Source organism: Burkholderia sp. Bp8992, from assembly GCF_003853705.1.
Taxonomy (GTDB): Bacteria; Pseudomonadota; Gammaproteobacteria; order Burkholderiales; family Burkholderiaceae; genus Burkholderia.
Genome location: NZ_QTQI01000024.1, coordinates 88,013 through 110,538 on the forward strand (window position 1 = coordinate 88,013; position 22,526 = coordinate 110,538).

Annotated in this window: 23 protein-coding genes; 10 read left to right on the plus strand and 13 right to left on the minus strand. The window is 65.1% G+C overall.

Annotation, left to right across the window (positions count from 1 at the left end; genetic code table 11):
• Positions 1-11: 11 nt before the first annotated feature.
• The 4 genes from DIE03_RS28970 to DIE03_RS28985 all read right to left on the minus strand — a co-directional run bounded on the left by DIE03_RS28970 (position 12) and on the right by DIE03_RS28985 (position 4,846).
• Positions 12-1,478, minus strand: a complete 1,467-nt coding sequence (locus DIE03_RS28970; RefSeq protein ID WP_124455680.1) for an aspartate/glutamate racemase family protein — start codon at positions 1,476-1,478, stop codon at positions 12-14.
• Complete coding sequence (locus DIE03_RS28975) at positions 1,475-2,749, minus strand: dicarboxylate/amino acid:cation symporter (RefSeq protein WP_124455681.1); 1,275 nt, start codon at positions 2,747-2,749, stop codon at positions 1,475-1,477. The genes DIE03_RS28970 and DIE03_RS28975 overlap by 4 nt, the downstream gene beginning before the upstream one ends.
• A gap of 178 nt (positions 2,750-2,927) precedes the next feature.
• A complete protein-coding gene (locus DIE03_RS28980; RefSeq protein ID WP_124455682.1) occupies positions 2,928-3,842 on the minus strand; it encodes a LysR substrate-binding domain-containing protein in 915 nt (304 codons plus the stop codon).
• A gap of 83 nt (positions 3,843-3,925) precedes the next feature.
• Entirely contained in the window at positions 3,926-4,846 is a 921-nt protein-coding gene (locus tag DIE03_RS28985) for a LysR family transcriptional regulator (RefSeq protein WP_124455683.1), read from the minus strand.
• Positions 4,847-4,927: 81 nt separating this feature from the next.
• Between DIE03_RS28985 and DIE03_RS28990 the strand changes: the two genes are divergently transcribed.
• The 9 genes from DIE03_RS28990 (at position 4,928) to DIE03_RS29030 (ending at position 11,500) form a co-directional block, all read left to right on the plus strand.
• Entirely contained in the window at positions 4,928-5,878 is a 951-nt protein-coding gene (locus DIE03_RS28990; protein ID WP_124455684.1) for a ketopantoate reductase family protein, read from the plus strand.
• Positions 5,875-6,267 carry a VOC family protein gene (locus DIE03_RS28995; protein ID WP_124455685.1) on the plus strand — a complete coding sequence of 131 codons (393 nt, stop codon included), beginning with the start codon at positions 5,875-5,877 and terminating at the stop codon, positions 6,265-6,267. The genes DIE03_RS28990 and DIE03_RS28995 overlap by 4 nt, the downstream gene beginning before the upstream one ends.
• Positions 6,268-6,269: 2 nt before the next feature.
• Complete coding sequence (locus DIE03_RS29000; protein WP_124455686.1) at positions 6,270-6,728, plus strand: MaoC family dehydratase; 459 nt, start codon at positions 6,270-6,272, stop codon at positions 6,726-6,728.
• Complete coding sequence (locus DIE03_RS29005) at positions 6,728-7,948, plus strand: CaiB/BaiF CoA-transferase family protein (protein ID WP_124455687.1); 1,221 nt, start codon at positions 6,728-6,730, stop codon at positions 7,946-7,948. Before DIE03_RS29000 ends, DIE03_RS29005 begins: the two co-directional genes overlap by 1 nt.
• Positions 7,948-8,781, plus strand: a complete 834-nt coding sequence (gene aroE / locus DIE03_RS29010) for a shikimate dehydrogenase (protein ID WP_124455712.1) — start codon at positions 7,948-7,950, stop codon at positions 8,779-8,781. The genes DIE03_RS29005 and aroE overlap by 1 nt, the downstream gene beginning before the upstream one ends.
• 329 nt (positions 8,782-9,110) lie before the next feature.
• Positions 9,111-9,491: a DUF2946 domain-containing protein gene (locus DIE03_RS29015; protein WP_124455688.1), complete on the plus strand. Its 381-nt coding sequence runs from the start codon at positions 9,111-9,113 to the stop codon at positions 9,489-9,491.
• A gap of 105 nt (positions 9,492-9,596) precedes the next feature.
• Complete coding sequence (locus DIE03_RS29020; protein ID WP_185658244.1) at positions 9,597-10,529, plus strand: hypothetical protein; 933 nt, start codon at positions 9,597-9,599, stop codon at positions 10,527-10,529.
• 2 nt (positions 10,530-10,531) lie between these two features.
• On the plus strand, positions 10,532-10,906 hold the full coding sequence (locus tag DIE03_RS29025; protein ID WP_124455689.1) for a copper resistance protein CopC: 375 nt from the start codon (positions 10,532-10,534) through the stop codon (positions 10,904-10,906).
• 159 nt (positions 10,907-11,065) lie between these two features.
• Complete coding sequence (locus DIE03_RS29030) at positions 11,066-11,500, plus strand: hypothetical protein (protein WP_124455690.1); 435 nt, start codon at positions 11,066-11,068, stop codon at positions 11,498-11,500.
• Positions 11,501-11,590: 90 nt separating this feature from the next.
• Here the strand turns inward: DIE03_RS29030 and DIE03_RS29035 are convergent, their stop codons facing one another.
• Positions 11,591-12,433: a hypothetical protein gene (locus tag DIE03_RS29035; RefSeq protein ID WP_124455691.1), complete on the minus strand. Its 843-nt coding sequence runs from the start codon at positions 12,431-12,433 to the stop codon at positions 11,591-11,593.
• A gap of 255 nt (positions 12,434-12,688) precedes the next feature.
• Complete coding sequence (locus DIE03_RS29040) at positions 12,689-13,078, minus strand: nuclear transport factor 2 family protein (RefSeq protein WP_409364437.1); 390 nt, start codon at positions 13,076-13,078, stop codon at positions 12,689-12,691.
• A 91-nt stretch (positions 13,079-13,169) separates the two neighbouring features.
• Between DIE03_RS29040 and DIE03_RS29045 the strand changes: the two genes are divergently transcribed.
• Positions 13,170-14,111, plus strand: a complete 942-nt coding sequence (locus DIE03_RS29045; protein WP_124455692.1) for a LysR substrate-binding domain-containing protein — start codon at positions 13,170-13,172, stop codon at positions 14,109-14,111.
• Between the two features lie 141 nt (positions 14,112-14,252).
• Here the strand turns inward: DIE03_RS29045 and DIE03_RS29050 are convergent, their stop codons facing one another.
• The 7 genes from DIE03_RS29050 to DIE03_RS29075 form a co-directional block, all read right to left on the minus strand.
• Positions 14,253-15,113, minus strand: a complete 861-nt coding sequence (locus DIE03_RS29050; RefSeq protein ID WP_124455693.1) for an IclR family transcriptional regulator — start codon at positions 15,111-15,113, stop codon at positions 14,253-14,255.
• 85 nt (positions 15,114-15,198) lie between these two features.
• Positions 15,199-15,525 (minus strand): H-NS family nucleoid-associated regulatory protein, encoded by a 327-nt coding sequence (locus tag DIE03_RS29055; protein ID WP_124455694.1) that lies wholly within the window; start codon positions 15,523-15,525, stop codon positions 15,199-15,201.
• Between the two features lie 90 nt (positions 15,526-15,615).
• A complete protein-coding gene (locus tag DIE03_RS38830; RefSeq protein ID WP_260434968.1) occupies positions 15,616-16,911 on the minus strand; it encodes a polysaccharide pyruvyl transferase family protein in 1,296 nt (431 codons plus the stop codon).
• Between the two features lie 45 nt (positions 16,912-16,956).
• Positions 16,957-18,174 carry a glycosyltransferase family 4 protein gene (locus DIE03_RS38835; RefSeq protein WP_260434969.1) on the minus strand — a complete coding sequence of 406 codons (1,218 nt, stop codon included), beginning with the start codon at positions 18,172-18,174 and terminating at the stop codon, positions 16,957-16,959.
• Complete coding sequence (locus DIE03_RS29065; RefSeq protein WP_124455695.1) at positions 18,171-20,558, minus strand: DUF4838 domain-containing protein; 2,388 nt, start codon at positions 20,556-20,558, stop codon at positions 18,171-18,173. Before DIE03_RS29065 ends, DIE03_RS38835 begins: the two co-directional genes overlap by 4 nt.
• Positions 20,555-21,385, minus strand: a complete 831-nt coding sequence (locus DIE03_RS29070) for a glycosyltransferase family 2 protein (protein WP_124455696.1) — start codon at positions 21,383-21,385, stop codon at positions 20,555-20,557. Before DIE03_RS29070 ends, DIE03_RS29065 begins: the two co-directional genes overlap by 4 nt.
• Before the next feature lie 67 nt (positions 21,386-21,452).
• Positions 21,453-22,523 carry a glycosyltransferase family 1 protein gene (locus DIE03_RS29075; protein WP_124455697.1) on the minus strand — a complete coding sequence of 357 codons (1,071 nt, stop codon included), beginning with the start codon at positions 22,521-22,523 and terminating at the stop codon, positions 21,453-21,455.
• Positions 22,524-22,526 lie beyond the last annotated feature (3 nt).

Here is a 22,526-nt window from a genome sequence, read left to right on the forward strand (position 1 = left end):
GAGCGGGCCGGTCATGCTGCCACGCCGGCCGCGGCGGCATAGGCGATGCATCGACGTGCCAACACCTCGGTCGGATCGACAAGCGTTGCCCGAACGCCGTTTCGCGAAACGTACTCCGTGCCGGGCAACAGGATCGGAAGCTCGGTACACCCAAGCAAGATCACTTCGACGCCGTCGGAAATCAATCCATCGACCGCCGCCTTGATGTCTTCTTCACATTGTCCCGTCGAGAAACCCGCCTTGACGCCGTGCCTGCCGTAAATCGCTTCCATCACGCGCGCCTGCAACTCGGGCCCCGGCGCGACTTGCGTGAGCCCCTGCGCGTCGAGCGCCTTCTTGTACACGCCGCTCTCGATCGTCCCGGACGTTGCCAGCACGCCAACCGCTCGCAGCGCCGGGTAGGTCTCGCGCAGATGAGCGACCGTGACCGTCAGCATGTTGACGATCGGGATGCCGAGCCAAGGCTGAATGCGCTCCACAAATGCATGGGCAGTGTTGCAGGGGATCGCGATGACGTCCGCGCCTCCGTCCTCGAGCTTCTTGCAGGTCGAGTACAACGAAATCGTAGGGTCCATGCCGGCGCCGACGAGATTTTCCGTTCTATCGGGAATTTGCGGGTTTTGCTCGACCAGCAGCTTGATATGGTCCTGATCGCGCGACGCCGGCGTGTTGCGCACGATCTTGTTCAGAAAATCGACGGTCGCAGCCGGCCCGACGCCGCCGACGACGCCGACCTTGAACGTCGGCGCGCACGAACCGCCCGGCGCCGAAACGGCGTACTGCGCGTACACCAGATTGGAATCGATCAGCGGCACGCGCTGCGGGCCGAGCGTGTCCGCGACAAGTGCGATTTCCGTCAGGGCCGGGACGATGACCTGCGCCCCCTGATCCGTCAGGTCCTCGCACGCAGCGCGCAGTCGTTCGACCGGCCGCCCTCGGAGGTTGCCGCGCTTGATCCCGTCCGGCCCGTAGATCGCGTCGGTCACGGGATCAATTTCGCCCTGCGCCCGCGGATAGAGGATCTCGAACCGCGGTGAAGGAAAGTACGTCTCGAACAATTTCTTTCCGCGTACATAGTCCGAAGCCATCACGCCAATGCGGGTAACGCCGGGGAACGTTTGCCGCACGTAGGTGCGAAGCGCGTCGACCATGTCGACGATCGGCAGCCTCGTGTTCGCCTTCAGTTCATCGATAAACGTATGGCTCAGAAAGCATGGGAGCACGACGGTCGTCACACCACGCTTCTCGAACTCGCGGATCATGTCGAACACATAAAGCTTGCGCTCCGTCGTGGCGGCGCTGCTCGATCCCGAGCCATTGAAGGGGCGCTGCTCGAAAATCATGTCGGCATGCTCATCATCGGACGACGCGGCAGCTGCCTTCACCATCTTGAAGAACACGTCGGCGCTTCCGAGCGGACCAAGACCGCCGACGACGCCGAACTTCCGCCGAGCGGCCACGGATTCGGGGTGTTTCATGCGTTCAGCTCCGGCGGGTCGAAGGCGGCATTGCCCGGCACAGCCGACCGGTTGCCTTCCCACTTCGCGATCACGGCCGTCGCGACGCTGTTGCCGATGACGTTTGTCATCGTGCGCCCCATATCGAGAAGCTGATCGATCGCGAGAACCATGGCGACGCCCGCGGCCGGCAGGTGAAACATCGGGGCCACCGCGGCCACGACGACAACGGATCCGCGCGGCACGCTTGCCATGCCCTTGCTGCTCAGCATGAGAATCAGCAGCATGACAATCTGTTGCGACAACGGCATGTGCACGCCGAAGGCTTGCGCGATGAAGATCGCTGCGAACGCCTGATACATCATCGAACCGTCGAGGTTGAACGCATAGCCCAACGGAAGCGTGAACCCGACCACCTTCTTGTCGACGCCGAACTTCTCCAGTTGTTCGGTCAGGCGTGGATAGGCAGCCTCGCTGCTCGCGGTGGAGAAGGCGATCAATGCGGGTTCGCGCACGGCTTTCAGCAGGCCGACGACGCGTCGCCCAAGAAATGCATAACCGATACCGACCAGGATCGCCCAAAGGACGAGCAAGCCGAGATAGAACGCGCCGATCAGCTTGCCGTACGTGTAGATCACATCCAGGCCGCGAAGCGTGACCGCCGAAGCGATCGCGCCGAACACGCCGAGCGGCGCCGCTCGCATCACGTAGTTAGTCAGGCGCAACATCACCGGCACCAGCCCGTCGATTGCCTGGATCACGACGCCGACCCGCGGGTCTTTCCTGAGTGCGCTCAGCGCGATGCCAAGGAATACCGAGAATACGAGGATCTGGAGAATGTCGTTGCGTGCCATCGCATCGAGCAGGCTGGTCGGGAATGCGTGCGTGATCACGTCCCGTGCGTTCAACGCTGCCGTATTCAGCCCCGTGTTGACCTCCGCGGCGGAGTCCGTGAGATGAAGACCGGCTCCCGGCTCCAGCGCATTGGCCATGACGAGCCCAAGGCCCAAGGAAATCAGCGACGCGCAGATGAACCAGCCGACCGAACGAAAGCCGATCCGGCCGACGTCGTCACCGCTGTCCATCCCGGCCAGGCCCGAAACGAGTGTGGCGAAGACCAGCGGCGCAATGATCATCTTGATCAGCCGCAGAAAGATGTCCGTCACGATCGAAAAGTAACCGGCGACCGCTTTGAGCGTACCGGGATCGGCGAGGTTCTTGTGACACACGTAGCCGGCAACGACACCTAGAACCATGCCGGCGGCGATGTTGAGAGTGAGGCGATTTTTCATGTCCATTCGTCCTTGGAGGGCGCCGGGCGGCCGAAGCCTGCGGGGCGCTGGGAATGGGCTCAAATGACGCCGGCCGGACGTCACAATTGCCGCTGGAACGAATGGTAGGGAGCGTCAATAAAACCGTGATGCCAGTGCATCATGATCGTATGCGAGATTCGCATACGATGGGAAAACCCTAGCCGAGCCGCGGCGATGCCGAACGGAGGTGCTGCCAGAGCGTGTCCAGGAATTCGCTGCGGTTGGAGACATCGCGATAGACGCGCAGCTCGACTTCGAGATGCCACGCCGCCGGCCCGGCAGGCACGAGATCGCCGGTTTCCAGCTCTGCGGCGATCGAACTCCTGGGCAGCCACGCGACGCCCTCGCCCGCCAGCACGAGCTTCTTCAACACTTCGGCCATGTCCGACTCGTAGTGCAGCTGCAATACGGGTGTTCCGGGCGCTCGGGTGAGCAGCAACGCAAGACAACGTCCGAAGTAGCTGGTGTCCGTATACGAAATGAGCGGCAGCGGAACCTGCTTCGTCCCCGGCAGGCGAAACATGGGCGCCGAGCGCCGGTTCGGCCTGCACGCGGGCATCAGCGTATCGATACCGACGGTCACGTGCTCGTATCGGCCAGGGTCGAGATGCAACGGCAGTTCGGGATGGTGATAGGCAAACATCAGCTCGCAGTTCCCGTTGACGAGCATCAGGATCGAGTCGTGCACGTTGGTTGGAATGACGCGCGCCCGAACTTCTCCGAAATGGAGCGCAAGCGCCTTGAGCCAGCCGGGCAGAAAATTGAGCGCGATCGTGTGGCCGGCCGCAATCTGCAGACTCTTGCCGGCGATTCGTTGCTCGGTGCGAATGATGGCACGCGTATCGAACAATCGGCTGAGCACGTCTTCAGCCGTCTCGCGAAACAGTCGTCCGGCCGGCGTAAGCACCGGCGGGAAGCTGCTGCGATCGATCAGCTCCGCGCCGATCCACTGCTCGAGCGACTGGATTCGGCGACTGAAGCCCGACTGCGTGACGTTGCGAAACTCCGCGGCGCGGGAGAAGCTCTGGTATTGCGCGAGGGCGATGAAATCCTCGATCCACTTGATTTCCATAGTTGCCTGGGCAAGCCGTGAGCGGTCCGAATTGGAGACACATTAACAAACGGGCAGACAAATCGGTAGGCAAAAACCGCCGATCAATGCGCTGCACCGAACAGTCGAATCACGACGCCGCGCAGCCACCGGTTGCCGGCCTCATGGTGATAGCGCGCATGCCAATGCTGCCGTACCGCGAAACCTTCGACCGGAATCGGGCATGCATGAACCGCCAGATCGCCGGCATGAGCCAGCGTCTCGCCGATGTGCCGCGGTAGCGTCGTGATCAGGTCGGTCGTCTGGACGATCGCCCCCAAACCCAGGAAACCCGGCAACTCCAGCACGATGTCCCGCTCGATGCCCGCCTGCCGCAACGCCTGTTCGAGGAGTTGCGCCCCCGTCCCCCCCGTGATGGCGACATGTCCTTCGGAACGATACTGCTTTGCCCCGAGACGACTACGGATCCTCGGGTGATGCCGGTTCGCCAGACAGACCCAGTCCTGGTCGTACAGCTTCTGCTGATAAATGCCGCCGCCCAGCCATGGCACATAGCCGATCGCGAGATCGGCTTCGCCGGATTCGAGCGCGCGTTCCGTATTGCCGTCGATCCGTGCGGCTTCCAGCCGGACACCGGGCGCCTGCGCCCGGACATGGGCCAACAGCCGCGGCAGCAGCGTGATGTGGCTCGCATCGGTCATGCAGATGCGAAAGCGCCGCTGCGCCGTCGCAGGATCGAACGCGATCTCCCACGCGGTGAAGCGCCGCAGAGACTCGAGAATTTCCCGGCAGGGCCCGATCAGCGCGTCGGCCTGCGGCGTCGGCGCCATGCCGCCGGGTGTCCGGACGAAGAGCGGATCGTGCAGGTATTCCCGCAGGTGCCCGAGCCAGATACTGACCGTCGGCTGGCTCTGGCCCAGTTGCTCGGCCACGCGCGTGACGCTGCGCACGTCGTACAGGAGATCGAAAAGCTGAAGCAGCTTGAGGTCAGGCAGGTCGGCGGGCATCGTCACGTTATTGTCCATGGCAATGACGTCATTGTATCCATTGTATTGTGAATATGAACGACGACTCCTATCGTGAAGCCAACCATCGAGGAGACACCGTTGAAAATTGCAATTCTGGGCGCTGGCGCACTGGGCTGTGCGATCGGCGCCGCCCTCACCCAAGGCGGCCATGAGACCTGGCTGATCGGCCGCTCGCCCGCGCACGTCGACGCGATGAACCGCGACGGCCTGCGCGTCGACGACGCGGGCGGCACCCGCCAGGTACGCGTGCACGCGACGACGCAGGCAGCCGAAGTCGGCACGGCCGACGTGGTCGTGGTGCTGGTCAAGTCGTTCCACACCGACGCTGCGATCCGCGGCGCCCTGTCGCTGGTCGGGCCCGATACCGTCGTGCTGTCGCTGCAGAACGGCCTCGGCCACGAGGACATCCTCAGCGACGCCGTCGGCCGCGAGCGCGTCCTCGCCGGCAAGACTTACGTCGGCGGCGTGCTGCGCGGCGCGGGCCATATCGAATCGGGCGTGATCGGCAAATACACCTATATCGGCGAACTCGACGGCCGCATCACGCCGCGTGTGCAGGCGATCGCGGACGCGTTCAATACGGCCGGCCTCGCGACGACGATCAGCGACAACATCGTCGGCACCATGTGGGACAAGCTGCTGGTGAATGTCGCGACCGGCGCGCTGACGGGCCTGACCGGCCTCACCTACGGGCAGCTTTACGACGAGCCGCTGCTGAAGGCGACGGCGCTCGCCGCGGTCGCCGAAGCGATCGCGGCGGCGCAAGCGGCCGGCGTCAAGCTGTCGATGACCGATCCCGAACAGGCATGGACGCTCGCCGCGGAGGGCCTGCCCGCCACCTTCAAGACCTCGATGCTGCAGAGCCTCGAGAAGGGCTCGATCACCGAGATCGACTTCATCAACGGTTCGGTCGTGCGTGCCGGACAGCGCTACGGCGTGCCGACGCCGGTCAACGCCACGCTCGTCGCCTGCGTCAAGGGGCTGGAGCGCGCGATGGCCGATCGCCAACGCGAGGAGGCTGCCGCATGAGCGCCACGAAAGCCTATCTGGAACACGTCGCGATCTGGGTGAAGGATATCCACTGGCACATCCGCTTCTTCGAGGACGTGCTCGGCATGCCCCTGCGCGAAGTGGACGGCACGCTCGACGCGCCGCGGCAGTACTGGACGCTCGGCGGCCTGCAGTTCATCCACGCGCCGGAACACGAAGGCCCGGAAGGCCGGCTCGCCCATCTCGGCGTGATGTGCGAAGACCTGGAGGCCGCGCTGGCTGCGGCACAACGATTCGGCGTGACGGAGATGCCGCAGGGGCGGAACTGGATTCGCCTGCCCGACGGGCTTGCCGTCGAACTGATCCAGGCCAGACCGGCTTCCTGCGTTGCGCAGGCGCTGGCCATCAATCCGCGCGCGGAGGCGTGAACATGACGATCGTCGAAAAATACTGGGACGACGCCCGCGAGGGCGACGTATGCACGAGCCCGAGCTACATCGTGACCAAGGCGCGCATTCTCGCGTATGCCGATCTCACCGGCGACCATACGCCCGTCCACGTGGACGAGGAATACGCGAACGCGAGCCATTTCGGCTGCCTCGTCGCGCACGGGCTGTTCGGCCTGTCCATCGCCGACGGCCTGAAGACGCAGAGCGACTACCGCTTCCTGCCCGGCATGTCGCTCGGCTGGACGTGGGACTTCGCACTGCCGATCAAGGTCGACGACGTGCTTCACGTCAAGTTCCGCGTCGGCTCGATGCGCGCCAGCAAGAGTCGCCCGGGTTGGGGCATCGTGGTGCTGCCGTCGGAGCTGATCAATCAGGACGGCCAGGTCGTTCAACACGGCGAACATCGCCTGATGGTGCCGCGGCGCCCGGAGGCCCTGTAATGCAGGCTCGCCCACTCGAAGGCATTCGCGTCGTCGACTACAGCCATTTCCTTGCCGGTCCGTATGTCGGTCGCTGTCTCGCCGCGCTCGGCGCCGAAGTCATCAAGGTCGAGCGCCCCGGCTCCGGCGACGCCGGACGCCAGCACGCGACCGTGCTCGACGACCAGCAAAGCGGCTACTTCCTCCAGCTCAACATGGGCAAGCGCGGCGTGAGCGTCAACATGAAGGACGCGCGCGGCAAGGCGTTCATGCAGCGCCTGTGCGACTCGGCCGACGTGTTCATCGAGAACTATCGGCCGGGCGCGCTGGACAAGCTCGGGCTCGGCTATGCCGAATTGTCGGCACGCAATCCGGGCCTCGTCTACTGTTCGATTTCGGCGTACGGACACACCGGTCCCGATGCGCATCGCGCGGGCTTCGGGCTGATCGCGGAAGCCAAGAGCGGCATCATGCAGATGGTGGGCACGCCGGGCGAGCGGCCGCCGCTGCTGCGCATCTCGCTCGGCGACATGTACACCGGCATTCATGCGGTCGCGGCCATCAATGCCGCGCTGCTGGGGCGCGTGAAGAGCGGCCGCGGGCAACACGTCGACATGGCGCTGTACGACACGCTGGTATCGATGCACGAATACGCGGTGCAGTGCTACACGCTGCAGGGCGTGCTGCCCGAGCAGACCGGGCACGACATGCCGACCTCGACGCTCTACGGCGTATTCCGTGCCGCGGACGGCGATCTCGTGATCGCCGCGCAGGTCGACGACGCGTGGAAGCGCTTCGCCGGACTGATCGCGGCGCACGGCGGCCCGGCTGGCTTCGGCACCGACACGCGGTTTCACGACAGCACCGGACGCAACGCGCACCGTGCGGAGATCCTGTCGGTCGTCGAGCCGTGGGTGGCCGCGCGTTCCGTCGCGTCGGTACTGGATCTGCTGGACGGGATCGACGTTCCCTGCGCGAAGGTGCAGCGCATCGACGAGGTATTGAACGATCCGCAGATCCAGGCCAGAGGCATGGTCGTCGAGCAACACCATCCGCGCTACGGGACACTGCGCCTGCCCAATCTGCCGTTCCGGTTTTCCGATTGCGATACGACGATTCGCGACGTCGCGCCCGATCTCGGGCAGCACAACGCGGAAATCGCGCGCTCCCTCGGGTTCGATTCGGCCGAAATCGATGCGATGCAGGCCGATGGCGTCCTCTATTCGAAGGAGAACCAATGATGACCGACCAATACGCGGTGATCGGCAATCCGATCGGGCACACGAAATCCCCCCTGATTCACGGCCTCTTCGCACAAGCAACGCGGCAGGACATCGTCTATACGGCCATCGAGGGCCCCGTCGAGCCGGCGGGCGCCTTTGCTGCCGCGGTTCGTGCGTTTTTCGACGGCGGCGGCAAGGGCATCAACGTCACCGCGCCGTTCAAGCTCGACGCGTTCGCGATGTCGGACGAACGCAGCGAGCGCGCGCAGCTCGCGGGCGCGGCCAATGCGCTGAAGTTCGACGGCGGCCGCATCCTGGCGGACAACTTCGACGGAATCGGACTGGTTCGCGATATCGAAGCGAACCTCCATCTGCCGATGGCCGGCAAGCGCGTACTGGTGCTCGGTGCAGGCGGCGCCGCACGCGGCGCGCTGTTGCCGTTCCTCGAAGCCGGACCGGCCGAACTCGTCATCGCGAATCGCGACGTCGACAAGGCGCGTGCACTCGCCGCGCAGGTCGCCGGACGCGGTTCGCTCGTTGCCACCGGCTATGCAGACCTCGCGCGGATGGGGCGTTTCGACCTGGTCGTCAACGCGACGTCGGCCAGCCTGACCGGCGACCTGCCGCCGGTCCCGCCGAGCGTCTTCAGTCCGGCCGGCACGGCCTATGAACTTGCATACGGCAAGCGCCTCACGCCGTTTCTCCGGCTCGCGAAAAACGCGGGGGTGCACGGGATCGCGGACGGCGTCGGCATGCTGGTCGAGCAGGCGGCTGAAGCGTTCGCGTGGTGGCGCGGCATACGCCCCGAGACCAGCTCGGTGATCGACCGGCTGGCCGTGCCGTTCGATTGAACATGCGGTGGGGTGCCGTGTCGTGCGCAGGTACCCTGCCGCAGCAACTGCTACCGTCGCCCCGATGATGTGGCAGTACCTGAGCCTTGTTTGACAAGGCTCGGCACATGAATCTTCGCCAGGACCGATGCTCGCCCTCCTTCGGGCACCATTAGCGACCCTAATCAAGCAGTCGCACATTGCAAAGCGGACACAGGCGAATCGCGCGAACAGGCGCGAAGCACCTCCTAATGCCTACGCACAAGTAGGGTGCTTACCCATCCGGACCATTCGGCGCCCATGACACAATTCCGGCAACGCACCTTCCGGTAAGCGATTGCGCCACCGTCATGTCCGCTCTATTCCGCAGGAAGATGGGCAGCATCCTGGGATTGCTTGCAATCCTGATGGCGACGCTCGCGCCAACGGTATCGCAGAGCCTTTCGTCCGAACGCCAGTTCGACGCGGTATCCGGGGCGCTCTGTACCGCGCGCAACGGCGCGGACAATACCACTCCCGACCACTCGCCGCTACCTGGGGATGCGGCCCACTGGCAGGCATGCGCATATTGCGGGCTGCTTGCCGACATACCCGCGTTGCTGGGCGGGGTCACGGGATTCGTGCCGATCGATTCGGCCGCTCATCGCGCTTCGGCTACCCCGTTTCAAACGCTCCACGGCACGTTCCACTTCGCTGCGGCACAGCCGCGTGCGCCTCCATTTCCATCCTGATCGAGTCAGCCCGACGACGATGCAGATGCCTTTGCATCGCCGTGTCCTTGCGCGTCGTCTTACAGGCTCGCGAGCACGTTTCGCGCCTCACACAAGGATCGAATCATGCGCACCATTCCTCCACGCGGCGGTATGCCGATGTTTGCGGCCGTCATCGCGCCGGCTACGCTTGCACTCCCGCTTCTGTTCCCCTCACCCGTTTCAGCGCACGCTATCGCCGGTAACCGGGTTTTCCCGGCGACGATGGCGGTCGACGACCCTGGTGTCGGCGACGAACTCAATCTGGAATTCGGCCACGTCAAATCGCTGACCGACGATGGCGACCAGCAGAACACCAATACGACATCGCTCGAATGGGACAAGCTGATCACGCCCAGTTTCGCCCTTTCAGTCGTCGGAACCTACGTCAACATCAACGCGCCGAACGACGGATCGGCCCGCGGCTTCGACAATTTCGCCATCGGCGTCAAATACCGCTTTTACGTGAACGAACGGCACGAGTTCATGGCCTCCGTTGGCGCGGTCGCGGAACTGGGCGGCACCGGAGCAAGCGCGATCGCCGATCCACACTCGGCGATCACGCCAACGCTTTATGTCGGCAAGGGATTCGGCGATTTGCCGGATAGCCTGAAGTATCTGAAGCCGCTCGCGATCACCGGCACCCTCGGTCCGCGCCTGACGTTGAACAGCGCCGACCCGGATGCGTTTAGCTGGGGCGTCACCGTGCAATACAGCCTTCCGTACCTGCAGAATGTCGTACAGGATGTGGGACTCAAGGCGCCGTTCAATAACTTGATCCCGGTCGTCGAGTTCCCGATGAGTACCTGTACCGGCGGTCCGTGTGCGGGACACACGACGGGCAGCATCAATCCCGGCCTGCTCTGGCTCAACCGATGGGGCCAGTTTGGCGCCGAAGCGGTCATTCCAGTCAACCATGCAAGCGGAAAGAGCGTAGGTGTCCTGTTTCAGGCGCACCTGTTTCTGGACGACGTCATGCCCCGCTCGCTCGGTAAGCCATTTTTCGGGAAAGGGGAATAGTCATGCCGGTATTTAAACGAGATCGTCCCGGTTTGCGCTCAGCCGCCATCGCGACAGGCATCTTGCTCGCGTCGACGGCATTCGCTCACGTGTTTCCGCAAAAGCAGTCACCGTCGGCGGGCGCCGAAGTCGTGGCACCGACAAGGGTGGCGATCGAGTTCGACGGACCGCTTGAACCTGCGTTCAGCTCGTTGAACGTCAGCAATGCAAATGGTCAGCAGGTGAATACCGCGAAGGCGGAGGTCGATCCGAACAACACGAAGTCAATGCATGTTTCGCTGCCGACGTTGCCGCCCGACACGTACACGGTGCATTGGGTCGCGGTCGCGTCGGACGGACATCGCACGCACGGCGACTATTCGTTCAAAGTGAAGTAATGAACGCGGCGACGGTGTTCTCATCGAGCGTGGTCACCGTCGTCGCCAACGTAGCAGCCGCGTGTGCAATCGGCGCTGTTTCTTGCTGGAAGATGCTTAGAAACTTTACTAAGATCATCAGGCTAGCCGGCCTCGACATCGAATCTTGCGGAGGTTTCCTTGAAAGCGAAAAGCAAGTTCAGCTTTTTTCCCGACCACCAAGCTCCGCAATCCGTTCGAGCCGCAGTCGCGGTCTACTGGCTTGTATTTTCAGTTTCCTTCCTGCGAATCGTTGCTGGAGTGGGCGTTCCGCCTTTCAACACGACGAATGAAAGGGAAGCGGCAATCACGTTGTTTGGGTTGCTTGCGGTATTTCTTGTATCTTACGCATTCACCATCACGCGCCTTTCAGCCGGAAAGCTCTGGGCAAGGAACCTTGCACTTTTCGTTACGGCACTCCTTGCCGCAGCTGCGCTCCATCATCTTTTTGCGGATGGACTATCCTCCGGGCAGAACAACGTCGTGGGCTTGATAAGCATCGCCATAGAAATTGTTGCGGGGTTATTTTTGCTGACCTCGGAAAGTACCGCGTGGTTCAAATCAAAGATCAGCTAAACCGACGTACCCGGCGCTCGCCCTTTTTGGGTGGGACCGTTATCGACCCGCTCCATGCTTATCGGTGTCGGTGTGCCTACGTAAAATGGATCAGAGTCGCTCGAGAAATTCGAGGAAAAGCAAGATGACGATGAGGACGCCAATCCATCTCACCGTCACATTGAGGTTTGCGAGCTTGAGGCCCAGCGAGACCACCGAATCCGCGACGAGTTTCGTCGTAGCGTCGGTTCCCTGCTCTCCGCTCCGCTCGGTGCCACGCAATGAAGTCGTCGCAAAGTCGATTCGAAGGCCGGTGACATAACCCGTTGCAATCGTCGGCCATTCGATCGTGTCGTCGGGTTTGAGAAAAAGTCGGGACTGCTGCGCGGCGTCGGCCGTCGGGCGCCCGGCCAAATAAAGGTGTCGCATGGTCAATCCCAACTCTACCGCGCCAAGCTGGCCATCCGCGCTTGCCTTCGCAAGCACCTGCAGGCAAGCGTCGGGAATGTGGCAGGCGAGCCACCATTGGTCGGGCTCGTCGACTTCGTCGTCGGCACGATTGAAGCCGAGTCGGGCACTGCCGAGCGCGACGTCGGACAACGAGGTACCCAGCTCGTCTTCCAGCGCACGCAGGCCCAGCAGGTCGGCCGCGGTGACGTCGCGCGCCTCGAAAGTCACCTGAAGCGTGCGCGTCGAGCGGTGCGTGTCGCCCATGATCGACAACTCGTGCCCTTCGATACCCGCCACGCCGTGTAGCGACGTGGAAAGTGTCGGCTGCTTGCCTGCGTCCAGTGGCTCGACGAGTTGTTGCACGATCTGAAGCTGCTCCAGCTTCAACCACATGGACGTCGCCGCGTGGTACGTCTGTTTCTCGTCGTCGGACCCGACGTGTTCAACGGTGCGAGCCCTCTGCCCGATCGGACGCACCGCCCGCCCTGTTTCCAGAAAATCCATGACACCCCCCGCTGCTGCCCGTTACATCAAGCTCCTCGCTGGCGAAAAAACGCGAGTGTCATCCGTCTGACCATGTGATCGAATCATCCGTTGTTTCGGACCGCCTCGCAGTAGGGGGAAACGTGGCATTTTGCTTACGACGCGCCTTCGCCAATCGTGTACTGAATCGGCACGATCTCGAAGTGAAACCCGTCAAGCGCGCGTCGAATGTCCGTATGCTGCAGCAACACCTGCTCTCGAGCGACACCGATTCAGTCACGCATACTTGTCGCCGACCGTACTGCGAATCGGATGGGTGTCGTAGATGATGATCATCCGTTCGATCAGCCCCGCCGCGTCGAACTCGAACACGTCGACGCACTCGAAGCGCGCGACCGAGCCGTCTTTCAGCGCCCAGTCGTAGATGAAGTAACCTGTCGCACGTCGAGCCCCGCTCGCGCTGACGCAGATATCGATCGGTGTAATCTTGCTTTCTCCCGACGCGGCAGCGACCTTCGAAAAGAAGGGTTCAGGGTGCATCCAGCCGAGAAATGGCGAGAAAATCTGCGCGTCCGGCGTAAATAGCGCACAGATGGCACCGACATCGCCTCGCTCCAGTTCCCGAAGGTAGGCGCGAACCTGTTGCGCATGGCGTGATTCCGACATTGAGTTCAAAATTATCCTCCGATCATTCGTCGACAACCCCGTTCATTCGTCAGAACAGGACATCCAGTAGACGCACGATAGCGACGCACCGATGACCGAACAATCGAAAAATTTGCAATCCGGGTATGCAGCGCAGGCATATCCGCTGGCTGACCTGACGCGGCCGCTCCCGCCGTTGGCAGCGATCCAGTCATTCGTCGCTGCGGCGCAGCTCGGCAGCGTCAGCAAGGCTGCGGATCATCTCTGCCGTACGCAAGGCGCGGTGAGCCGCCAGATACAGCAGCTGGAATCGCATTATGGATGCGCGCTCTTCGTGCGCCATGTATCGGGCCTGACGTTGACGGCAGAAGGAAATGCACTGCTGACGGTCGCGGTCAACGTGCTCACGCAACTGGTTCAGCACGCGGACGTCCAGGCACGGGCGACCTCGGTTCTCACGTTGCAGCTGCCGTCCACGTTCGCCATTCGCTGGTTGCTCCCGCGGCTGCCGGAGATTCATCGCGCGATGAGCGGGACGGAGCTTCGTATTTCGACATCCGCGGACGATACGCCGGACTTCACGACGTCCGACGTCGACGCCATCGTCGTACGGGGCACGGGACAGTGGACCGGCATGGAAGCGGTACCGCTGTTTTCCGAGATGCTCACGCCGATGTGCGCGCCCGCGTTGGCGACATCACTGCGATCCGTTGCCGACCTTGCGCATGTCGATCTGCTCCATCCCGGGCCCAGCCACGCGGAGTGGAAATGCTGGCTCGATCATGTCGGCGCACACCAGATCGATGCGGGGCGCGGCCTTGTATTCGATACCCTCGAATTGACGCTCGCGGCATCGATGGAAGGACACGGCATTGCCATCGGCGACCCACGAATGGCAAGAGACCGGCTCCGTGCCGGATCGCTGGTGACACCGTTCGAGGATGTGGTTCAGGACGGCCTTTCCTACTTCCTCGTCTATCCGCCCCAACGTGCGGCACAACCGAAAATTCGCGCCCTCGCCGACATCCTGCTGCGACTTGCGCGAGAAGACTGATCGCCAGGCGAGCGTCCGATACCTGGGTGGTGTCGATATTCATATCCCCCGCCCAAAGTACCTCGGAAGCGCTGTCGCCGATGCCGGTTGCCAGGATGGTCGGACTCGACGCAAGCTCATAGCCCGCCGGGGTCCGCCGCCTCAAGCGCACGCCGCGCCGCGCGCGGGCAGGTCGACGACCGATTGCATGAACCGCTGATCGACCGTCGCGGCGATACGTTGGGCCGTTTCGTACAACGCCGCACCGATCTGCGTGACCGACCTCGCGCCCGCCTCTCCCGGCAGCGCCAGGTACGGGCACGCGAGGATCGCGATGGCCGAACCCGACTTGTCGATGATCGGCGTCGCGATATCGGTGATGCCGGGAATGCGCGCGTTGGGGCGGCAGAGATAGCCGTCGGCCAGATGGGGTGGCAACGCGTCGTCGCCGGGCGGCGGATTGCGCGGGCCAACATCGTGCCCGCCGGCCCGCGACAAACCGGCCCGCACCGCTTCGTCCTGAAAGGCCAGGTACATCTCGCCCGCCGCGCTGCCGTGCAGCGGCACACGCGTCCCGACACGGACCGCGATGTTCCATTCCGTTTCGGCGCCGGCCGTTGCGATAACGATCATCGTGTCCCCGTCGAACACCGTCAGGTAACACGACTGGACCATCTGCAATGCGAACTGCTGCAGCAGCGGCGTGACGAGCGCGCCCAGCGATCGGGTCGGCGCATGATGCTGTCCGAGGAAGTAGAGCTTCATGGTCAGCGCGTACCGGTCGTAGCGATCCACCCTGTAGATGTAGCCGCGGTCCTCGAGCACCTGCATCATCCGGTACAGCTCGCTTCGGCTGCGCTTCAACGCGCGACAGATTTCCGCCTGCGCCATGCCGTACTGGCGATCGATGAGCAGCTCGAGGATATCGAGGCCTTTCTCGAGCGCCGGGGCGCGATAGCTGGTCTTTTTCCGGGGTTCCACACTGTCGGGAGGATCGACCGGGTCCGTATCGGGATTCCGCATATGCCACATTGCCTCTGGAATTCAGTTCACTCTCGCCACGCCGGCATGACCGGCGTCGCATCGGGACGCCTGCACCGATCGACCGTCAACGTGCTTCGGGCCACCACGGCTGCGGCGTTTCCCGGATCAGGTAGTCGTCGAGGTTCTTGCCGGCCAGCCACCGGGGACGTGCGCCCTTCCCCGACCACGAGCGGCCCGTGTTCGGGTCGTAGTATTTCGCCGGCGCCTTCCGGGGCTGCGCCTTGATGAAGCCTGCCGCGCGCAGCAACTCGATTTCGGTGATGCCGAACTGCCGGACGTGCTCGGCAATCTCCTTGAGCCGGGCCTGCTTCTCCTTCTGCCGGACTTCCTCGACGATCAGGTTAAGTTGACCCAGTTGCTGTTGCAGTTCGCGAATGGTGGGACTTTTCATTTGACACGTTCAGGGAAGACTCGACAGTTGCGGTTCGACCGCACGCGACATGGCGCGGCTTCGCATGCTAAAAAAAGGCGGAACGCCCGCTCACGAACGCTGGATCGCATGGATCACGCCGCGCAGGTTCCTGCATGACGCCTCCTTGACGCGCGGCAGCGCCGCGTGCACCTGGGCGCGCAGTTGCGGAAGTTCCGACACGAAGCGATCGAGCACCGCCGCCAGGCGCGCGGCACGCATCGCTTCGTCGGGTTTCAACAGGAAGGTATCCGGCAGTCCGAAATGACTGAAGAGCCCCTGGAACTTGTCCTGGTAGGTCAGCGCCGCGACGGGTACACCCATGCCGAGGCTGGCGATCGCGAGATGCATGCGGCCGGTCACCACGCCGTCGACCTGCCCCGAAATGGCCTTCAGTTCGGCCGCCGACATGCGGGCACGCGGGTAGCACAGCCGGTCGCCCATCGTCGCGGCCAATGCGTCGTGCAGCGGCTCCAGACAGGTATCGTCGCCGTCGCGGCCGCGATAGTCGTGAGACAGCAGGACGATGCTGACGCGATGCTGTGTCGCGAGTCCGCGCAGCGCCTCCTGCGCCGACGCGACGAGCGCGGCGATATCCGCGTCGCTGGCCCGGCGGATCAGCATCGGGTGCAGGTTGAATGCGATCGCGATGTCGCCGGCCGCACGCCGCGATGCGACCCACGACGCCGTACGCCTGACGCAATCCGACGCGTCGTCCGGCTGAAGCATGAAGGCGGAATCCGCCACGAGCTCGGCGGGCGTCGAACTGAAACGCCTGAATCGGTCGAGCGAGACGCCGTCGCGCACATTGACCAGCAGCCGCGCGTCGATTTGATCGAATGCATGCCTCAGTTGCCGGTACGGCTGGCGGTTGAAGCTGAAGCCGAGGATCGTACCGGCCACGCCGCGCCTGACCAGCAGGTCGGCCGTCGCCAGCAGCCGCAGCGACGTCATCGGCGAGTAGTAGCCGTCCATCACGTCGGCGCCGATGACGACCACCGCGCTCGGCCGCAATGCGGCCAGCCGTTCGACGGTGTCCATCAGGCGCCATGGTTCGCGCCATGCGTCGACCGCCTGAAAGCCGAGCCGGGTCGCGGCGTCCGCCGCCTCCGGCGTGGCCGTGACGACCGACACCTTCAACGCGCCATTGGCAAGACGCAAGCGCTCGACGACTGCACGCAGCATCGCCTCGTCGCCTTTCGAGCCGACCAGCGTCCACGGATCGCACGGCAGGATCAGCAGATGGGCGCCCGGTGCGGCAGCATTTTCCGCGCCACGCCGTGCGGCCTCGCGACGCCATTGCCTGGTCAGCCGCATGACATACAGCCACACGCGCAGCCGCTGCTTCAGATCGGCCAGTTTCGACATGTTCGATTCCCCAGTGTGGTTCGACGGTTTCGGTGGATGCATCCGTCACGCGTGCGCCGCAACCGGCCGGCGCCGGAGCGTCTCGCGCAGGACACCCAGCTGCGTTTCGTGCCAGGCCAGCGCAGCGTCGCGCGCGGCCGCGCCCTGCGCGACACGCTGCACGCGGTCCGTCGCGAGCCGGACGACGGCATCCGAGAAGCCCTGCGGATCGCCGTCCCGCACGACGGTCACGCCGCGCAGGTCGTGTTCGCCGAGGCCGCGCGCGCCGGTCCGCGTGCTGACGATCGGCACGCCGAGCGCCATGCTCTCGAGCAGCTTGATGTTGATGCCGGTACCGAGCAGCATCGGATTGATCGAGATCGGCGCGATCGCGAACGCGTCGCCGAGCTCGGCGACGATGCCGCGCTTGACGATGTGCGGCCCGTCCGGCACGGCCGCCGCGATCGTGCCGGCGAGATGCAGGCGAAACGCAGGCAAACGGGCCACGACGTGCGGCAGGATCTCGTCGACGAAGTACTTCACGGCATCGCGATTCGGCTGGTTGTCGCTGCCGAGAAAAGTCGCATCGGCATGCCCGGCGCAGTCCACCTGAGGCGGAAACGCGAGCAGGTGACTCAGGACCGCGACCGACGGCGTGTCGCCGCCGCCGAGGCGCGCCGCCAGCAGGTCGCCTTCCTCGGCCTGGATGGCCAGCGCGACGTGCGCACGGCGCAGTCCGTCGCATTCCCGCTCCGGCGGAATCGAGAACATGTAGCGCTTCGCGCCGGGACGGCCGATGAACGGCACGTGCCGGTCCGCGAAGATGTCGTGCGTGTCGACGACCTTCACGACCGTATCGGGAAACGCATCGAGCGCACGCGAATAGAACACGTACTCGACGAACACGGCGTCGAATGCATGGCGGTGCTGCAGCGCGCGCAACTGCCCGGAGAAGCTGTCGCTGAACAGCTCGTCGAGCCCGGTGTAATACGCATGCCGGCTGCCGGCCGCTTTCGCGGCGAGGCGACGCACGAGCCACGCGACCCGCTTGAGTCGATAGCGCGCCAGCGCCAGGCCCGCTCGACGCAATACCGACACGCGGTCCGCGCCGAACTCCTCGCGATGCGCATCGAGATCCATGCCGCCCGTCTGGCGCGACTCGAGATAGACGAAATGCACGTCGCAGCCGAGCGACCTCACCGCCCGCGCGAGATTCAGGACGCGACTGCGGTTGCCGGCATTGACGGGAAACAGCGGAATGGGCGAAACGATGGCGACTTTCATGAGACGTTTCCTTTCAGCGGAACGGGCGGCGGCGCGCCGTCCGGTGCACGGTGACGAACGGCGACGAAGGCGCCCACGCGCACGGACTGTCCTCGCGCGAAGCCGACACCGTGGACATAGATGCCTTTCTCGTGATCGGCGTCGTACTCGAACGGGCCGCCCGGCACGGGCAGCCACCGGAACTGCGCGTCGTCGAGCGTGCGCGCCGGCGTGTCGGTGCGCAGCGTCATCGGCGGATAGGCGCCGACACGCACGGCGGCCGCGCCCGTCGCGCTGCCTTCCGGCACGCGCACCGATGCGTAGAGATCCCAGCGCCCGTCGCGCGGCAGCTTGTCGAGCTTGAGCTGGATCGCCCAGGCGCCCGAATCGCCGCGAATCGCGATCGCCGCGCCATCGAGCGAAGCCGGGTCGGCCACCATGCGCGCGCTGTCGTAGAGATTCACCCGCGACACGTCGATCGCGCGCCAGTCGCCGTCGGCAAGGCCCGTCACGAGCGGCGGCGCGACGACGGGATGCCGGTCGATGTCGAGCAACGCGCCGAGTGCCGCGAGATTGCCGCTTTGCCGATACTGGCGGATGCCCGCGGCCGCGATCGCCGCGTCGAGACGCGCGCGCCGCGCGCCGACATCGAGATCCCAGCCGTCCTCCGCGGCCCGCGCCGCGTAGCGGTCGCGCAGTGCGAGGATCACGAAATCGAGCGGCAGGCGCGCCTGGCGCACGCGCGCGCTGCGCACGGCATCCGCGTCGACGGCACGGGCGGCTGCGTCGAAATCGCGTTCCGACTGGCGCACGAAGTCGTACGTGTACATCGACATGCCGACCGGCGTCTGCTCGGCGAGCACGTCGCCGCTCGCGCGCAACGCCGCATGCATGCGGTCGATATAGCGCATGACGGCCGGGGCCGCCGCGCCGTAATAGGCGTCGCAATATTCGCGGACGAGCGTGCGCGGGTCCGCCGTCGGCGTCCACAGCATCCGTGCGATCAGCCACACGCGCAGGCTCGCGAATTCGCCGCCGCGCGACTGCCAGTCGCCTTCCGCGAAGTAGCCGTCGACGTTCGGCAGCGTGGCGAGCCACGCAATGCTGCGGCCGACCGGATAGAGATTCGGCGTCGGCTGCAGGTAGCCGCCGAAGTTCACGACGTGATCCCAGACGGTGATGTGCCGCGCGATCCCGTTCCATTGCCGCAGGCCGTCGCGCAGCCGCGCGTTGCGGTCCTCGTCGAGCGCGACGCTGTAGTCGACCTGGATCGTCATCGGATACACGCGAACGTGATCCGGCACCTGCATGCCGTCCGGCGGCGTGAAACCCCAGTGATAGGCCGGCATCGCGAAACGCGCGCCGGGCACCGCGACCCGGACCTGCGCCGACACGTCCCGCACCATGTCGAGAAACGCCGCCGACAGCGCGCCGCCGTGCGCATCGGCGAATGCGCGGCTGGCCGCGTCCGGGTCCCAGCCCCAGTCCATGTCGCGGATGCCGAACCAGATGCGGCCCGGATCGGGAAGACGCTTCAGGCGCTTCACGATCTCGGCGGCCAGTGTGGCGCGGACGTCGGTCGACATCATCGCGAGTTGCCCGCCCGCATACCAGGACGGATGGGCGGCCGCGTAACGATCATGCGGCACGAGCGTCCAGAAATCGGCGTCGCCGTCCCGCGCGAGCCAGCTGCGATCCCACATGTCGATCCCGGGCGGGGATGCGCGATACGACGTGCCGTGCGACTCGCCGTTCAGCAGGTTGTGCGCGCGAAACGGCTTGTCCTCGCCTTCCGCGCTCAACACCTCGCGGTACGCGAAGCGCGGCACCTGCCGGACCGGTGCCGCGTCGACGCGCAGCTCGGCCTGCCGGGGCACTTCGGTCGCATCCGGCGCGAGCCACTTCACGCCGAGCTTGCGGTCGAGCCACCAGTAGGCGCCGAACAGCGTGCCGCGCGGGGTGTCGCCTGCAATGACGAGGTCGCCACCGCTGCGGCAGATGACGAAGCCGTCGCTGCCGAGCCCCGCCGCGTTCGCCGGCCCGCATCGCTGCGCCGCGTGCTCGCCGCCGACGACGATGGCAGGCATCCGGTCCTGGCCGTGGTCCGACACGGCGAACGAAGCACCGCTGATCCGCGACAGGTAATCGGCAATCTCGTCGGCCGCATGGCGCGTGACGGCATCCGCCGCGCCGGCATGCACGCCGTAGCGCGCGACACCGCCCTGCGCGAGCAGCACGCTCGATGCCGACGCCGATGCCCGCACGTGCCCGCTGCCCGCATGCACGCCGTGCACCGGCGGGACGGTCTGCGCGCCATCGGCGCCGTGCGCGGCCAGCGCGCACAGTGCGCACTGTGCGGCGGCAACGGCACGCAGGACCACGCGACACGGCCGGACGTGCGTCATTGCCGGGCGATCCGCGACACGCCGGGCGGCAACGACAGCGGCACGTGGAACTTGCGGTAGAACCGCCACAGGCTGCGCAGATGATGCCGTCCCGCCCGCGAGACGGGGCTCGCCGCCGACTGCCGCTGATGCTCGTGCACGAGCGTGACGCCCGGCATGCCGAGCACGCGATAGCCGGCCAGCCAGGTGCGCGCACACAGATCGACGTCCTCCATGTAGAGGAAATACGATTCGTCCATGCCGCCGAGCGACTCGAACAGGTCGCGCCGCACCACGAAGCCCGTTCCCATCACCCATTCGGCATCGAACGGATTGCCGCACGACCAGGCATCGATCATCAGGTGCCGTGCCATCCGCGCGCGAAAGCGGTTCGAGCGGCCGAGCGCGGTACGGCGCGCGAGGATGTCGAGCCAGCTGTAGAACCGTCGTGCCGAATACTGGCGCCGGCCGTCGGGATACTGCAGGTCGAGCCCGACGAGCCCGGCCTCCGGGCGCGTGTCGAACAACTCCAGCACCCTGGCCAGCCCGTTCTCGCTGAAACGCGTATCGGGATTGACCACCAGCACGTAGTCGCGCCGGCAGGCGGCCATGCCGAAGTTCACACCCGAGCCGAAACCGCGATTGCATGCGGCATGCAACAACCTCACGCCGCCCGGCAGCTCGCGTCGCAACCGCGCGTACGAGTCGTCCGGCGACGCATTCTCGACGACGACGATATCGTCGGCGAGCGCGACGCGCAGCGACGTCAATGACGCCACGCATCGAATCGTCAGGTCGGGCGTGCCGTAATTGACGACGATGACGCTGATTCTTCCTTCGGTTTCCATCGTGATACCCCGCGCCGTGGTTGATCATGTCGGCCGGTTTGCCCGGCTCTGTGGGTTGATGCGTGCGTCATGCCGACGCGCCGACCTGCTCGACGAGCTGCCAGAACCTGCTCGCCGATGTGTCCCAGTCGAACCGGCGGATCTGCTCGCGCCCTCGCGCGACGAGCGCGTCCCGCGATGCGGCCTCGGTGCCGAGCCGGCGCATCGCGACCGCGATGTCGACGACCGACAGCGGATTGACGAGCATCGCGGCGGCTCCCGCCACTTCCGGCATCGCCGACACGATCGACGTCAGCACGGGTACGTCGGACGCCATCGCTTCGAGGATCGGCAAGCCAAATCCTTCGTACTGCGACACGAACGCGACGAACAGCGCACCGCGGTACAGCTTCGGCATCGCGTCGTTCGGCAATACGCCCGCGAACACCAGGCCTTCGGCGCAGCGGTGCTGCGCGGCATGCGCAAGCAGCGCCGGGTCCGGTTCGCCGGTCAGCATCAGGCGGACGCCGAGCGGCAACAGCCCGCTCGCGCCGAACGCCTCGATCAGCCGGTGCAGGTTCTTGTAGTTGCGCCGGTTGCCCGGATACAGCACGTACGGAAACGGATAGCCGAGCGTGTCGCGGTTGCGCCGGTACGCATCGTCGGTTCCGTTGTGGATCACGTGAACGCGCTCCGGCGGCATGCCCGACCAGCGCAGGAACTCGTCGCGCGTGAACTCCGATACGCAGACGATCGCCGTGCAGCGCCGGTACAGCGGCCGGAGGACCGTGTCGTAGTAGAAGCGGTGCGCACGCGTGTAGAAGTGGCGATGCGTGAGGTCGTGCACGACGACGACCGACGGAAAGTCGGGCAACGTGGCCGGTACGAATCCGGGATTCCAGAACACCGCATCGCGGGCCGGCAGCCGCCGCAGCGCCCGGCTCAACGCGAGCGGCGACAGCGGGTGCGCGACCGCGCCGCCGACCGTCAGCGGGGCGATGCGCACGCTCGACGGCGCGCGCTGGGCGTAGGCCGCCATCACGTTGTAGATGCCGGTGCCGACCGGCCAGCGCGTGTCGGTGTAGACCGTGAGCGGTGCGCGCCCGGTGCGACCGGCTCGTGCGTCGATGTCCGTCGACGGGGAGAGGATCGAGCTCATCGT